Source organism: Bacillus cereus group sp. RP29 (genome assembly GCF_040459765.1).
Taxonomy (GTDB): domain Bacteria; phylum Bacillota; class Bacilli; order Bacillales; family Bacillaceae_G; genus Bacillus_A; species Bacillus_A paranthracis.
Genome location: NZ_JARVHN010000001.1, coordinates 1,180,221 through 1,194,650 on the forward strand (window position 1 = coordinate 1,180,221; position 14,430 = coordinate 1,194,650).

Genomic DNA, 14,430 nt, shown 5'->3' on the forward strand with positions numbered 1-14,430 from the left:
AAAATAGGTGAGATGCTATGAACAATATATTAGAAATAGAAGGATTGTCATTTCGATATGAAGATCGAAATGTGTTAGAAGATATAAATTTGCAAGTTCCGAAGGGAGCTTTTTTAGGTTTAGTTGGGCCAAATGGTTCAGGGAAATCCACTTTGCTAAAATGTTTATTAGGCGTTTTAAAGCCAAAACAGGGAAGCATTCGTTTGTTTGGTGTTGATAGTAAGAAGTTTAAAGAATGGAACAAAGTTGGTTATGTGTCGCAAAAGGCAAATAGCTTTAATTCTGGTTTTCCGGCAACTGTGTTTGAAGTTGTGTCAATGGGACTCGTTTCGAAAAAAGGGCTGTTTCGCTTTTTTACGAAAAACGATAAGAAAAAGGTAGAAAAAGCGATTGCTGATGTAGGAATGAGTGAGTTTCAAGGGCGTAATATTGGAGAACTTTCTGGTGGACAACAACAGCGCGTATTTATTGCTCGTGCGCTCGTTAGTGATCCTGAATTACTTATTTTGGACGAGCCCACTGTTGGAATTGATGTGAAGAATGTAGAAAGTTTTTATGAGATATTAGAGGATTTAAACAAAAGGCTAGGAATCACATTAATTCTCGTTACGCATGATATGGGAGCTGTTACCGAGAAAGTAACACATGTTGCATGCTTAAACAAACATTTACATTTCCATGGAAATGTAGAAAAGTTCCGAGAGTTAGAAGATGCAGAAATGTCCGTCTTATATGGACACCATGTTCATCGTTTAGAACACGAGCATGAGCATCACGGGAGGATATAATGATACAAGATTTTTTACAATATGACTTTTTACGTAACTCTTTATATGCAGGAATTTTAATAGGACTTGTTGCGCCGCTTATCGGTGTATTTGTTGTCATTCGCCGCATGTCGCTTATTGCGGATGCATTAAGCCACGTGACATTATCGGGTATTGCTGCAAGTTTACTACTAGAAAAAACAATTTTCACAGGGGGATTTTTAAATCCGTTATATATGGGGATGATTTTTTCTATTGGTGGGGCGTTACTTATTGAAAAACTACGTACTGTATATAAACATTATCAAGAATTAGCAATTCCAATTATTCTTTCAGCAGGAATGGGGATTGGCGTTATTTTTATTTCACTTGCAAATGGGTTTAACACAGATTTATTTAGTTATTTATTTGGTAGTGTAAGTGCTGTAACAAGTACGGATTTAATAATTATCGGCATTGTAGCAATTGTTGTTATCGTAACGATTACTTTATTATACAAAGAGTTATTTTTACTATCGTTTGATGAAGAATACGCTGTATCAACCGGTTTGAGTGCAAAGTGGATTCATTTTATTTTCATTATATTGGTTGCGCTTGTCATTGCGGTATCAATGCGTGTAGTGGGGGTTCTTCTCGTATCATCATTAATGACGTTACCAGTTGCAGCAAGTATTCGTATTGCGAATGGATTTAAACAAACAATTTTCTTCTCCATTTTATTTGGTGAAATTGCAGTAATTGGTGGAATGTTTGCTTCGTATCAACTTGATTTAGCACCAGGTGGTACAATTGTTATGATAGCGGTTCTTATTTTAATTGGTGCGATTTTATGGAAAAAGAAAAAAACTGCATAAAGTAGGGATAGATATGAATCTAACAGAAGCTTTACGCCTAATGAAAGATAAAGGATACAAACATACTGGGAAAAGGGAAGAAATGCTCAGGTTATTTGCAGCTCACAATCGTTATTTAACAGCGAAGGACGTTTTAGAGCATATGAAGGATGATTATCCAGGTCTTAGCTTTGACACGATTTATCGTAACTTAACGGTGTTTGCTGAAATCGGTGTTTTAGAACAAACGGAATTAAACGGTGAAAAACATTTTCGTTTTACATGTTCTATTATGGAACATCATCATCATTTTATTTGTTTAGATTGCGGAGGGACGAAAGAGATTACTTCTTGCCCGATGGATTTTATGAATAAAGATTTTAATGGTTATGAAGTAACAGGTCATAAGTTTGAAATATACGGACGTTGTCCAAAATGTGCAAAGTAAAAGCTCGTTAGTTCTATAACTGACGAGCTTTTTTACGTAGAAAAGAAGGTTGCTCACAAATGTTGTGGGCAACCTTCTTTTTATTGTTCTTGTGTTTCTTTTTCTTTTTCTCGTTCAGCAGCCATTTCAGCAGCAATTACGTCGATTTCTTTTTTCAGTTCTTCTACCATTATTTCTTCTGGTACTTTACGAACGACTTGCCCTTTGCGGAATAATAGTCCTTCTCCGCGCGCGCCGGCAATACCGATATCAGCTTCACGAGCTTCCCCAGGACCATTTACGGCGCAGCCAAGTACTGCAACCTTAATTGGTACTTGTAGTGTAGAAATGTACTCTTCCACTTCGTTAGCGATGCTAATTAAATCAATTTCAATACGACCGCAAGTTGGACAAGAAATAAGTGTTGCTGCATTAGATGCAAGGCCGAATGACTTTAATAGTTCACGCGCAACTTTTACTTCTTCAACTGGGTCAGCACTTAATGAAATACGTAGTGTATTTCCGATGCCTTTACTTAAGATTGCTCCAAGACCAGCGGCACTTTTTACAGTTCCGGCAAATAACGTTCCAGATTCTGTGATACCTAAATGTAGTGGATAATCAAAAGCACGTGCAGCTTTTTCGTATGCTTCAATTGCCAAGTTAACATCAGAGGCTTTCATAGATACGATAATATCATGGAAATCTAAGTCCTCTAAAATTTTAATGTGATGCAGGGCGCTCTCAACCATACCATCTGCAGTTGGGTATCCGTACTTTTCTAAAATGTGACGCTCTAATGAACCTGCGTTTACACCGATACGGATTGGAATACCACGTTCTTTTGCTGCATTTACAACAGCTTCTACTTTATGGCGACGACCAATGTTACCTGGATTGATACGTACTTTATCAATGCCGCCTTCAATTGCTTTTAAAGCAAGGCGATAATCAAAATGAATATCAGCAACAAGTGGAATGTTGATTTGTTTTTTAATATCAGCAATAGCATTTGCTGCGCGTTCGTCTGGAACAGCAACACGCACGACTTGGCAGCCAGCTTCTTCTAAACGTTTAATTTCAGCAACTGTTGCTTCAACATCATGTGTTTTTGTTGTTGTCATACTTTGTATAATTAATTCATTATTACCGCCAATTGTTAAATTACCGACTTTAACTGGACGTGTTTTTGTACGATGAGTCATTTCATTCACGAATAGATCGCTCTCCTTATAAAAGAAGTTTCTTATTTAGTCCCTTATATCAATGATAGTATACGTGATATAGGGCTATAGAAACCGAAGTGCTCGGTTTCACTTTTACTATTGTATCAGCGCCTTTATGTAATTGACAAGGATTAAGTGATTGCTTATTGATATAACGGGAATTTATAAGACTTTCCAAGTTGTATTTTTGTAGCAGGTGTATTTTTATTTAATTGTTTAAAATCATCAATTACTTTTTCGATAGAAGGAATTTTCTTCTTATTAATCGCTTCTGTAATGGAAAGAACCGTATCACCTGTTTTGACTTCAATTGTTTTATAAGTGACATCTGTTTCTTTTTCCGCTTTGTTTTCTTTCTTTTGTTTTGTATTTGTACTTTCTTGTTTTATCGTTTCGGCCGCATTTGTCTTTTTATATGAACTTAACATCGGTAAAGTGCCGATTTTTATATCGTAATAAAATATATAACCAAGAACAAGCACGAATAAGAATATACCTAATCTCTTCATATTCTTCACTCCTTTGCTAGGAATATATGCTTGTCCAAAAAAAAAATGCCTATTTAGGCATTTTTTTCGTTCGGTTTTGGAACTTCTTTAATTGTTAAGTATAGAACAATTAAAACAACTGCGATATAAATGAATGTTGAGCCAGGTACAACGATTTTGAATAAATCCATAATCATAAAGAAGATGGTTGGAATTGTGTAGCTGTAGGCAGTTAACGTCCATACTTGCTTATAAGATAATTTACGTTGACCACTCATAGCAGAACCGATAAACGCAAGTAAAGTAATTCCTAAGAAAGTAATGAACAATTGGAATAGATATACTAACACTCCGATAACAGCTAATAAAATTGGATAAATACTATCGAATACAGAAATGAAATCTTGCAAATCTTTTTTCTCAAGAGATGTCCCTAATAAATCATTGTAGGAGTATGTTTGCGTCTGGCCATTTCCTATAGAAACTACTTTATCTTTTAAAATAAATAAACCAGTTTTATTTTGATACTTTTCGATATCTGTTGTATTTGGATCAAATACGAAAAGAGCATCTCCCTCTTCTTTTTGAATAGGTTGTTCAATATCAGCTTTTAGTTCACCATTTTCGATTTTAAAATCAGGTAAATCTTTTTCAATTGCTTGATTTACCATAGTAACACTATCTTGGATAAAGCTACCGTAAAAGAATGTTCTTGGAATAGTAGTGATTAGACAAAGTAGCATAATATACAAAATGGTTTTTCCGATTTTTTGAAAACGGAATAGCGCCATATCTTTAGGCGAATATACGCTTTTGACTAATTGGGCAAATATGGACATAGATTCACTTCCTTTATGTATGTATAAAATCATTGTAACGTAGGAATCTAGGGAATCTCAAGATATATTATATTTACATATAGTAGCGATAACTAAATTTCTTTTTATTAATTTTCTTCTTTTAAATGAAAAAAATACAATTGACAGTTTTCTTTTCTATATGGTAAATTTATCTTACATTTCTTAAAGGGTATATCCGATAGGAATTCCTTTATTTGATGTATTATTACATACATAATTGTGGACCCTTAGCTCAGCTGGTTAGAGCAGACGGCTCATAACCGTCCGGTCGTAGGTTCGAGTCCTACAGGGTCCATATCCATTTCACCTGTTTATTATGTCAGTAGGAAGCTTCCTTGTAGAAGGGAGCTTTTTTTATGAAATATATGAGCATTTTAATTGAAAAGAAGTGGGAATTTTGCTACTTTAATGATAGCAAGACAATGTGATTTATTTGTTTGCACCCTATGGCAATTAGGGTAGAATGTAGTTGTATGTCACTTAAGTGGCAATACATAAACTGGGAGGAATATAACAATGGCAAAACACGAATTACCAAATTTACCTTATGCGTATGATGCTTTAGAGCCTCACTTTGACAAAGAAACAATGAACATCCATCATACAAAGCACCATAACACGTACATCACAAACTTAAACGCTGCTTTAGAAGGTCATGCAGAATTAGCTGACAAAAGCGTAGAAGAATTAGTTGCAAACTTAAACGAAGTACCAGAAGCAATCCGTACAGCAGTACGTAACAATGGTGGCGGACATGCTAACCACACATTCTTCTGGACAATCTTATCTCCAAACGGCGGCGGACAACCAGTAGGCGAACTTGCAACTGCAATTGAAGCGAAATTCGGTAGCTTCGATGCATTCAAAGAAGAATTCGCAAAAGCTGGCGCAACTCGCTTCGGTTCTGGTTGGGCTTGGTTAGTAGTAAATAATGGTGAGTTAGAAGTAACAAGCACGCCAAACCAAGATTCTCCTCTAACTGAAGGTAAAACTCCAGTTATCGGTTTAGATGTTTGGGAACATGCTTACTACTTAAATTATCAAAACCGTCGTCCAGACTACATCGGTGCATTCTGGAACGTTGTAGATTGGAACGCTGCTGAAAAACGTTACCAAGAAGCAAAATAATTGTAATAACGATAGAAAAAGCTAGGAGAATGCTCCTAGCTTTTTTCTATGCTTTCCTTTTACATAATTGAGCTTGTCTTTGGAAGACTAGAACATGAAGTAAAGGAGAGTTGTGTATGAAGTGGAAACATATAATTGGTGACGTTGAAGTGAATCGGGATTTAGTGTTATTACTCCTTATTGGAGGTTTATACACGCTCGCAATTTCTTTATCGAATACGTTTGTTAACATTTATTTATGGAAACAAACACAAAATTATGTGAATCTCGGCTTGTATAATTTGGCCAGCGTTGTATTGCAGCCCCTCACATTTCTTATAGGTGGGAAATTAGCGAAGCGTATTGATCGCTCGATCTTGTTACGAATAGGCGTAGGCACGTTAGCGATTTTTTTTATCGTTGTTTTAGTAGCGGGGAAAAGCGCTTCTCACTATATTTTATTAATGGGGGCTCTTTTAGGAGTCGGATATGGTTTTTACTGGCTCGCGTTTAACTTATTAACATTTGAGATTACAGAACCAGAAACAAGAGATTTCTTTAATGGGTTTCTTGGGCTTCTTACATCCTTCTCTGGCATGATTGGACCGATAGCAGCTGGATACACAATTTCACGTATGGAGAAGTGGAGTGGTTATACGGTCATATTCTTTCTCTCGTTATTGTTATTTGCAATTGCTGTCGTTTTAAGCTTTTTTGTATCTAAGAGAGAATGTGAAGGTCGTTATGAGGTTACACAAGTTTTGAAAGAGCGACGGATTGATAAAAATTGGGGGAGAATTACACGCGCTCATTTTTTCCAAGGATTGAGAGAGGGGACATTCATTTTTGTTATTTCAGTATATGTGTACTTAGCAACCGATAGTGAGCTTGCATTAGGGAAATATAGCTTAGTAAATTCTGCTGTATCATTTGTATGTTACTATTTAGTCGCCCGTATGTTAAAGAAAGAGTGGCGAAAAAAAGCAATTTTACTTGGAGGCATTATTTTATATGCTGTTGTATTTTTAGTTATATTCAATGTTACATACACAAAATTACTTATTTATGCAGCATGCATTGCGATTGCATACCCTATTTTACTCGTTCCATATGGATCGATGACATATGATGTAATTGGTAGAGCGAAAAATGCGAGAGAGTGGCGTGTAGAGTATGTTGTTGTCCGAGAATTATGGTTAAATGCCGGGAGAATTTGTTCAGTTTTAAGTTTTTTATGTGCTGTATTATTCTTTCCGCCTGAAAAGAGTTTACCTGTCTTACTATGTATTTTAGGTGCTGGACATTTTCTTATTTATTTTGCAGTTAAAAATGTCAAATATGATGAAGGAAATGCAGGGAACACAAGTGTCGTAGCGCAAGGAACCACGCAGAATCAAACAGAACCAGAAGGTTAACTTATCGTTTGTTTTATGCTAGAATAGAAAAAGATGTAAGACAGCAGTGAGGACACCTGTATGAAGGTGTCCCTTTCAAATTACATAGCTGTTGGTAGAGGGGGTTTGTATGGGCAAGAAGCAGAAACAACAAAAGAAAAAGACTCACGTTCCTTTTCGGTTAAACGTGCTGTTTTTCTGCGTGTTTTTAATGTTCTCCGCGGTTATTGTAAGGCTTGGTTATGTACAAATTGTTCGCGGTGAGGAATATAAGAATGAAGTGGAGAGGAAAGAAAACTCGACGATAAGTAATCCTGTACCACGTGGGAAAATATTTGACCGTTATGGGCGAGCTGTAGTAGATAATGCAGCTGTACGTACGATTACATTTACAAAAATGAAAGGATCAACTGCAGAGGCTCGCTTAGAAACAGCGAAAAGATTAGCAGATTTGATTGAAGTACCGACAGATAAATTAACAGATCGCGATAAAAAAGATTATTGGCTTGCTATTCATAAAGAAGAAGCGCAAGAAAAAATTACGAAAAAAGATCGTCAAGAGTTTAAAGATAAAAAAATTGACGATAAAGAATTAGATGAGCGTCAACGAAATCGCGTGACGGAAGAAGAAGTGAATCAATTATCCGCAAAAGATTTAGAAGTGCTAGCGATTAAAAGCAAAATGGACGGCGGATATGCGATGACGCCACAAGTCATTAAAAAGGATGCTACAGATGAAGAATATGCGATTATTAGTGAAAATTTAGCGCAATTGCCGGGAGTAGATACAAGTGTCGATTGGGAACGAAAATATGCATATGATGGCGATTTGTTCCGAAGTGTACTTGGAGGTGTAACAACTTCTGACGAAGGCTTACCGAGAGAAAGACTAGATTACTATCTTGTTCGTGATTATAATCGAAATGACCGCGTAGGGAAAAGTTATCTTGAGCAGCAATATGAAGATAGTTTGCACGGTAATAAAGCGGAAGTGAGAAATATTACGGATAAAAACGGTAATATTTTAGAAACGATTAATGTATCAAAAGGGCAAAGTGGTAACAATCTGAATTTAACAATTGATATGGAATTACAAAAGCGTGTAGAAGAAATTATCACGAAAAATTTATTGAGATATAAAGGGGGACAACCTCTTTTAGATCGCGCATTCGTTGTAATGATGAATCCAAAAAATGGTGAAGTTTTATCTATGGCAGGGAAACAGTTAGTAGAAGAAAATGGCGAAACGAAAGTGCAAGATTTCGCATTAGGAACGATGACAAGTTCTTATCCGATGGGATCAACTGTAAAAGGTGCGACAGTACTTACAGGATATCAAACAAAAGCGATTCAACCGGGTTCCTACCAACTGGATGAACCAATCGTATTGAAAGGAACGCCGAAAAAATCTTCTTGGAAGACGATGGGATCTATTAATGATCTGACAGCATTAAAAATGTCTTCTAACGTATATATGTTTAAAACAGCGATGAATATCGCAGGTGTTCAATATGTGAGAGGTGGTACGTTAGATGTACCAAAAAAAGCATTTGATACGATGCGCTATTATTTCGGACAGTTTGGACTTGGTGTAAAAACAGGTATCGATTTACCAAACGAATCTGCGGGTCAAATAGGTAGAGGAAATCAGCCTGGTTTCTTATTAGATTTATCAATTGGACAGTATGACACATATACACCACTTCAATTAGCACAGTATGTTTCAACAATTGCAAATGGTGGTTACCGTATGCAGCCGCAAGTTGTAAAAGAAATTCGTCAACCGGAAGCGAAACAAGGCGAAGTTGGAAAAGTCGTTCACTCAATGGAACCAAAAGTACTAAACCGTATTGATATGCCTGAATCACAAATTAAACGTGTTCAGGAAGGATTTAGACAAGTATTTAATGAGTCTGGTGGTACAGCTGCGAAATACTTTACAGGCGCATCATATAAAGCTGCTGGTAAAACAGGTACAGCTCAAACTGTGTATGGCGGAGATAAAGAGATTGGTAGAAAAGCAAACGGTGAGCGTAAAGAAACATATAACTTAACATTAGTAGGTTATGCGCCACTTGAAGACCCTGAAGTAGCATTTTCTGTTGTTGTACCTTGGGTAGATGATAAATCAGGTATTAACGGATATATTAGTCGTGACATTATGGACGCGTACTTTGATTTGAAAAAGGTAGAAAATGGCGAAGCTACACAAGAGGAAATAGATAAGAAAAATAAAAAGCAAGATGATGAATAAAAAAGTTGTAAAAAAAGCACACTATCTGAAAAGATAGTGTGCTTTTTTTTTTGATTCATGCATACGTTTTAATAAAGTGGACAAGCAGATCATATCGGAATTTTAAGGGACCTTGCAAATAATACGTATGCATTCACTATGGAAGTTATGGACCAATCCTCAGTGAAGATGAACAGTGGCTACGGATTAATAATTTACCTAATGTTGATTCTTGTGGAACTTTACAAAACTTTTACAAACAATTAAAACCGAATTAATAGTTTAGCAGTATTCTTATATCTGTAATCCTGTTATTTCCGGTTACTTCTAGGAGGAAGAACACGTGAAATGGATAAGTGCATCAATTAAAGTTTTCATACTGTCGACATGTTTCTTTTATGTTGGCACGTCTACTGCATTTGCTGTGAATGAAATGGGAGAAGTGAGAGTTGATGGATCCTCAACGGTTTTTCCTATTATAGAAGCAGTAGCGGAGGAATATACAAAGGTGCATCCAAACGTGAAAATTTCCATCAGTGTTTCTGGGACAGGAGGAGGATTTAATCGTTTCAGTAAAGGAGAAGTAGATATAAATAATGCTTCGAGAGTAATGAAACAAGTGGAAGAAAATGAAATGAAGAAAAACTCCATTCAGTTTACACCGTTTGAAGTCGCTTATGACGGCCTTACGATCGTTGTGAACCGTCAAAATACTTGGGTAGATAATATGACGGTAGACGAGTTACGTCTATTATGGAGTGAAGATGAAAGTGAAAAGCGATGGTCACAAATTCATTCATCATGGCCACGTGAACAGGTAAAGTTTTATGCGCCAGGTGTAGACTCTGGTACGTATGATTATTTTCAAAATGTCATCTTACAAAAAAGTCGCATTGTAAAAAAAGTCTCTTTGTCTGAAGATGATCAAGTTATTATGCAAGGGGTAATGAATGATAAAAATGCCATTGGTTTTGTAGGATATGCTTATTATATGGCCAATCGAGATAAGGTGAGAGCAATAAAAGTGAATGGTGTACTTCCGACGAAAGATACCATCCAATCAGGTGAGTATAAGCCGTTATCTAGGTCGCTATTCGCTTATGTGAATCATGCATCTATCCGAAATAAAATGAATGTAGCAAATTATATTGAGTTTATGATTCAGCATGTTGGTAATCTTGCTGAAGAGGTTGGATATGTAAAATTACCAAAAGAAAAATACAATGAACAGCTGCGGATGTTAACAGAAATAAAAAGGTAATGTCAGGGTGGAAAGGGGTTTTCATCTTTGGCTTATAATGACAAAAGTCAAATTACATTTTCTGTACAACATTTGATTGAAAGAAATACAAAACATAGAAAAAAAACGCAGCGAATCAATCGAATCGTTCCATTATTACTAAAAATAATTGCTAGCGTGTCTATTGCGACGACACTTGGAATTATTTTTACGCTTTCTAATGAAACAATAATGTTTTTTAAAAAAATATCATTGCTCTCCTTTTTGACAGAGAAAGAATGGTTACCTTTTTTTGAAAATCCTAAATTCGGTATATTACCACTTATATGTGGAACGGTACTTGTAACAGCAATCGCTATGTGCGTAGCAGTTCCTATCGGTTTAGCGTGTGCCGTATTTTTAAGTGAATATGCTTCAAACAGTGTAAGAAAAGTATTAAAACCGATGTTAGAACTATTAGCAGGTATCCCGACAATTGTATATGGCTTTTTTGCATTAACAGTTGTTACACCGCTTTTACAACGGATTATACCTGATTTACAGTTTTTTAATGCGATTAGTCCAGGTATTGTTATTGGCTTTATGATGATACCTACAATTGCATCTCTGTCTGAAGATGCAATGAGAGCTGTAGCAAAAGGAACGAAAGAAGCTTCGTTGGCACTTGGAGCAACTCGGTTTGAGATGGTAAAACAAGTCGTGTTTCCTTCAGCTTTCGCAGGGATTATGGCAGCGATTATATTAGCTGCTTCAAGAGCAATCGGTGAAACGATGATCGTTGTAATTGCAGCAGGGTCCACACCGAACGTATCTCTCGATCCGACACACTCTATTCAAACGTTAACAGCTTATATTGTGCAAGTGAGTTTAGGTGATGCTCCGCATGGAACAATTACTTATTACAGCATGTACGCTGTAGGCGCAACGTTATTCTTGTTTACTTTTATAATGAACATCATTTCGCAGTTTATTATGCGCCGCTTTAGGAGGGTGACATAATATGCGCATGTTGAATCATAAAAAAATACAAGAAAATATGGCATCACGTTTTTTTAAAGATCGAATTTACAAATTGTTATTTTATATGGCAATTTTGTTTTCAATAGTAATCCTGCTTATTTTGCTTTTTCAAATTTTTGAAAAAGGTGTCAGTTACCTTTCGTTAGATTTCTTTACAAACTTCGCTTCGCGTAATCCGAAAGAAGCTGGGATTGCTGCAGCTTTGTCAGGAACAATATTATTTATGAGTATTGTTATACCACTCTCCTTTATATTTGGGGTCGGAACTGCTCTTTATTTAGAGCAATATGCGAAGGAATCTATATTTAAAAAGGTAATAGAAATTAATAATCAAACGTTAGCGGGAGTACCTTCCGTCGTATTTGGATTACTCGGCTTAACCATTTTTGTATACGCTCTTCACTTAGGTGAGAGTATTATTGCAGCGGCACTGACGATGAGCTTACTCGTCTTACCGACAGTTGTTGTAGCGAGTCAAGAAGCGATACGATCTGTACCGAGGTCATTATTAGAAGCTTCTTACGGGTTAGGTGCTACGAAGTGGCAAACGATGTATCAAGTTGTATTGCCATATGCGTTCCCAGGAATTATAACAGGTTGTACGTTAGCGATATCAAGAGCGATTGGAGAAGCGGCACCGTTATTAGTTATCGGGGCACTTGCATTTGCAAATTATGTTCCGTTTAGTATGTTTGATAGATTTACAGTTTTACCAATTCAAATTTTTAATTGGATGAGTAGACCACAGGAAGAATTTCAGTATGTAGCAGCTGCTGGGATGATTGTTTTGTTAGGTTTGTTGCTCTTGATCAATATAGTTGTCCTATGGTTACGAAATCGAAAATAAGTTGGAAATGGATGAAAGGGGAATTCAAATGGTAGCAACAGTAGTAAATGTACAGGTGAAAAACGAGGAGAAAATCGAGACTGCGCCAAAGAAAGTAGTATTTGATACGAAAAACTTAAATTTATGGTATGGAGAAGACCATGCTTTAAAAGATATTAACTTAAGTATTCATGAGAATGAAGTTACAGCAATTATCGGGCCAAGTGGTTGTGGTAAATCAACGTACTTAAAAACATTAAATCGTATGGTAGAGTTAGTACCAATCGTGCGAACTACAGGCGTAATTGAATATAGAGAGCGCAATATATTTGATAAATCATATCCAGTTGAAGAATTACGAACACATGTAGGAATGGTGTTCCAAAAACCAAATCCATTTCCAAAATCTATTTATGAAAATGTAGCATATGGCCCGAAAATTCATGGGATTAGCGACAAGAAAACGTTAGATGAAATTGTTGAAAAAAGTTTACGTGGAGCAGCGATTTGGGATGAGTTAAAAGATCGTTTGCATGATAATGCATACGGTTTATCTGGTGGACAGCAACAGCGTCTATGTATTGCACGTTGTTTAGCGATTGAACCAGACGTTATTTTAATGGATGAGCCAACATCAGCACTAGATCCAATTTCAACATTAAAAGTAGAAGAATTAATTCAAGAGTTAAAGAAAGATTTTAGTATCGTTATCGTAACGCATAACATGCAACAAGCTGCGCGTATTTCAGATAAAACTGCTTTCTTCTTAAGTGGAGAAGTTGTGGAGTATACAGATACAAATAAATTATTTACGACACCTTCAGATAAGCGTACAGAAGATTATATTACAGGCCGATTCGGTTGATGTCGCTAGCAAGGCTAAGAGCAAATACCCTCTTAACAGAGGGTATTTCTTATTTTTACCTTAAGATAGGAGAAGTAATACTTCTCCTATCTTAAGGTTTATTATAAGTAGGCTAGGTAGGAGAGTTATATATAGTGGCACATAATATTAAGGGGGAAGAAACAATGGTACGAGAACAATTTCAATGTGATTTAAAAACGTTACAGCAAAAGGTGATTGAGCTTGGTGAACTAGCGAGAGAAGCTTTATTGCTTGCTATGGAAGGGCTTCATAAAAAGGATGTAGAGAAAGCGTTAGAGGTAATAGATGGTGATTATCGTATGGATAATTTAGAAGAAGAAATAAATGATCTTGCGCTTATGCTCATTACGAAGCAGCAACCTGTAGCAAGTGATTTAAGAAGGATTTTCATTTCAATTAAAACAGCGACAGATTTAGAACGGATTGCAGATCATGCTGTTAATATTGCGAAATCAACCATTCGTCTCGGGGAAAAAGACGTGTCTGTTAGTTTGCACAATCTTGATGAGATGTTTGCGATTGCAAATAAGATGTTACAGTTAGCCCTAGATGCATATGAGCAAGAAAATTTAACTTTTGCGAAGCAAATTGCCGAAATGGATGATTCTGTTGATGAAATATATGGGAAAGCGATTCGTGAATTTATATCTTCAGTTCCAGAACAACCAGAAGCAATTACACAAATTACACAATTATCCTTTGTAGCGAGATATATCGAACGTGTAGCAGACCATATTACAAATATTGCTGAAAATGTTTTTTATTTAGTAAAGGGAAAGCATTACTTATTAAATGAATAAAGAAAAAAGCAGGTGAAACATCACCTGCTTTTTTTAGTCAAAACATGACAAAAAAAGCTCGTTGTTTCCTTTAGTTTATGATGATAAGATGTATCATAATATAATGGAAAAAATAGGGCGTATATGTTATTCGCTTATTAAGTAATATTTTAAAAGTTAATAGTAAGCGCTTTCTTCAGTTGTTGAAAGGTGAATGTATATAAGGGGAACTTTACTGCCTGTCGGCCCGATTGGTCAAGGCTAATAATCAGTAGGGGATGAAGAAAACCTCCACTGATTAAAGTTTCACTTTATTTTATACTGCTAGTTAATGCTGGGTAGAT

At 36.1% G+C, this 14,430-nt stretch carries 14 protein-coding genes and 1 tRNA gene; 12 read left to right on the forward strand and 3 right to left on the reverse strand.

Going from position 1 to position 14,430, the window contains the following annotated elements; translation table 11 throughout:
- The first annotated feature begins 17 nt into the window (after positions 1–17).
- Genes QCI47_RS06125 through QCI47_RS06135 form a run of 3 tightly spaced genes read left to right on the forward strand, consistent with a single transcriptional unit; the run spans position 18 to position 2,048 of the window.
- Entirely contained in the window at positions 18–788 is a 771-nt protein-coding gene (locus QCI47_RS06125) for a metal ABC transporter ATP-binding protein (RefSeq protein ID WP_001059652.1), read from the forward strand.
- Complete coding sequence (locus QCI47_RS06130) at positions 788–1,621, forward strand: metal ABC transporter permease (protein WP_000613823.1); 834 nt, start codon at positions 788–790, stop codon at positions 1,619–1,621. Before QCI47_RS06125 ends, QCI47_RS06130 begins: the two co-directional genes overlap by 1 nt.
- 13 nt (positions 1,622–1,634) lie before the next feature.
- Complete coding sequence (locus QCI47_RS06135) at positions 1,635–2,048, forward strand: Fur family transcriptional regulator (protein WP_001054512.1); 414 nt, start codon at positions 1,635–1,637, stop codon at positions 2,046–2,048.
- An 80-nt stretch (positions 2,049–2,128) separates the two neighbouring features.
- On the opposite strand, the gene ispG is transcribed toward QCI47_RS06135, so the two are convergent.
- From ispG to QCI47_RS06150, 3 genes are all read right to left on the reverse strand, one after another.
- On the reverse strand, positions 2,129–3,232 hold the full coding sequence (ispG, locus tag QCI47_RS06140; protein ID WP_011040674.1) for a flavodoxin-dependent (E)-4-hydroxy-3-methylbut-2-enyl-diphosphate synthase: 1,104 nt from the start codon (positions 3,230–3,232) through the stop codon (positions 2,129–2,131).
- Between the two features lie 164 nt (positions 3,233–3,396).
- The gene (locus tag QCI47_RS06145; protein ID WP_000825406.1) at positions 3,397–3,762 is read right to left on the reverse strand and encodes a hypothetical protein; all 366 of its coding nucleotides are present in this window, start codon (positions 3,760–3,762) and stop codon (positions 3,397–3,399) included.
- A 53-nt stretch (positions 3,763–3,815) separates the two neighbouring features.
- The gene (locus tag QCI47_RS06150) at positions 3,816–4,580 is read right to left on the reverse strand and encodes a DUF1189 domain-containing protein (protein WP_071741844.1); all 765 of its coding nucleotides are present in this window, start codon (positions 4,578–4,580) and stop codon (positions 3,816–3,818) included.
- A gap of 242 nt (positions 4,581–4,822) precedes the next feature.
- Here QCI47_RS06150 and QCI47_RS06155 point away from each other — a divergent pair.
- The 9 genes from QCI47_RS06155 (at position 4,823) to phoU (ending at position 14,107) form a co-directional block, all read left to right on the forward strand.
- Positions 4,823–4,896 (forward strand) — tRNA-Ile (locus QCI47_RS06155).
- Between the two features lie 221 nt (positions 4,897–5,117).
- On the forward strand, positions 5,118–5,729 hold the full coding sequence (gene sodA / locus QCI47_RS06160) for a superoxide dismutase [Mn] (RefSeq protein ID WP_001052031.1): 612 nt from the start codon (positions 5,118–5,120) through the stop codon (positions 5,727–5,729).
- Positions 5,730–5,845: 116 nt separating this feature from the next.
- Positions 5,846–7,123 carry an MFS transporter gene (locus tag QCI47_RS06165; protein WP_000871368.1) on the forward strand — a complete coding sequence of 426 codons (1,278 nt, stop codon included), beginning with the start codon at positions 5,846–5,848 and terminating at the stop codon, positions 7,121–7,123.
- Between the two features lie 109 nt (positions 7,124–7,232).
- Positions 7,233–9,356, forward strand: a complete 2,124-nt coding sequence (locus tag QCI47_RS06170) for a peptidoglycan D,D-transpeptidase FtsI family protein (protein ID WP_071741842.1) — start codon at positions 7,233–7,235, stop codon at positions 9,354–9,356.
- Between the two features lie 322 nt (positions 9,357–9,678).
- On the forward strand, positions 9,679–10,596 hold the full coding sequence (gene phoX / locus QCI47_RS06175) for a phosphate ABC transporter substrate-binding protein PhoX (protein WP_000871259.1): 918 nt from the start codon (positions 9,679–9,681) through the stop codon (positions 10,594–10,596).
- A gap of 27 nt (positions 10,597–10,623) precedes the next feature.
- Positions 10,624–11,574, forward strand: coding sequence for a phosphate ABC transporter permease subunit PstC (gene pstC, locus QCI47_RS06180; RefSeq protein WP_000323875.1), 951 nt, complete (start codon positions 10,624–10,626; stop codon positions 11,572–11,574).
- Position 11,575: 1 nt separating this feature from the next.
- On the forward strand, positions 11,576–12,442 hold the full coding sequence (gene pstA, locus QCI47_RS06185) for a phosphate ABC transporter permease PstA (protein WP_001242539.1): 867 nt from the start codon (positions 11,576–11,578) through the stop codon (positions 12,440–12,442).
- Positions 12,443–12,470: 28 nt separating this feature from the next.
- Positions 12,471–13,286 carry a phosphate ABC transporter ATP-binding protein gene (gene pstB, locus QCI47_RS06190; RefSeq protein ID WP_000226683.1) on the forward strand — a complete coding sequence of 272 codons (816 nt, stop codon included), beginning with the start codon at positions 12,471–12,473 and terminating at the stop codon, positions 13,284–13,286.
- A 164-nt stretch (positions 13,287–13,450) separates the two neighbouring features.
- On the forward strand, positions 13,451–14,107 hold the full coding sequence (phoU, locus tag QCI47_RS06195; RefSeq protein ID WP_000251231.1) for a phosphate signaling complex protein PhoU: 657 nt from the start codon (positions 13,451–13,453) through the stop codon (positions 14,105–14,107).
- The last annotated feature ends 323 nt before the right edge of the window (positions 14,108–14,430 follow it).

Excerpts from the sequence above, each read along its gene's own strand:
- QCI47_RS06125 (WP_001059652.1), top strand. The coding sequence starts at position 18 with ATGAACAATATATTAGAAATAGAAGGATTGTCATTTCGATATGAAGAT.
- QCI47_RS06130 (WP_000613823.1), top strand. The coding sequence starts at position 788 with ATGATACAAGATTTTTTACAATATGACTTTTTACGTAACTCTTTATAT.
- QCI47_RS06135 (WP_001054512.1), top strand. The coding sequence starts at position 1,635 with ATGAATCTAACAGAAGCTTTACGCCTAATGAAAGATAAAGGATACAAA.
- ispG (WP_011040674.1), bottom strand. The coding sequence starts at position 3,232 with ATGACTCATCGTACAAAAACACGTCCAGTTAAAGTCGGTAATTTAACA.
- QCI47_RS06145 (WP_000825406.1), bottom strand. The coding sequence starts at position 3,762 with ATGAAGAGATTAGGTATATTCTTATTCGTGCTTGTTCTTGGTTATATA.
- QCI47_RS06150 (WP_071741844.1), bottom strand. The coding sequence starts at position 4,580 with ATGTCCATATTTGCCCAATTAGTCAAAAGCGTATATTCGCCTAAAGAT.
- sodA (WP_001052031.1), top strand. The coding sequence starts at position 5,118 with ATGGCAAAACACGAATTACCAAATTTACCTTATGCGTATGATGCTTTA.
- QCI47_RS06165 (WP_000871368.1), top strand. The coding sequence starts at position 5,846 with ATGAAGTGGAAACATATAATTGGTGACGTTGAAGTGAATCGGGATTTA.
- QCI47_RS06170 (WP_071741842.1), top strand. The coding sequence starts at position 7,233 with ATGGGCAAGAAGCAGAAACAACAAAAGAAAAAGACTCACGTTCCTTTT.
- pstA (WP_001242539.1), top strand. The coding sequence starts at position 11,576 with ATGCGCATGTTGAATCATAAAAAAATACAAGAAAATATGGCATCACGT.
- pstB (WP_000226683.1), top strand. The coding sequence starts at position 12,471 with ATGGTAGCAACAGTAGTAAATGTACAGGTGAAAAACGAGGAGAAAATC.
- phoU (WP_000251231.1), top strand. The coding sequence starts at position 13,451 with ATGGTACGAGAACAATTTCAATGTGATTTAAAAACGTTACAGCAAAAG.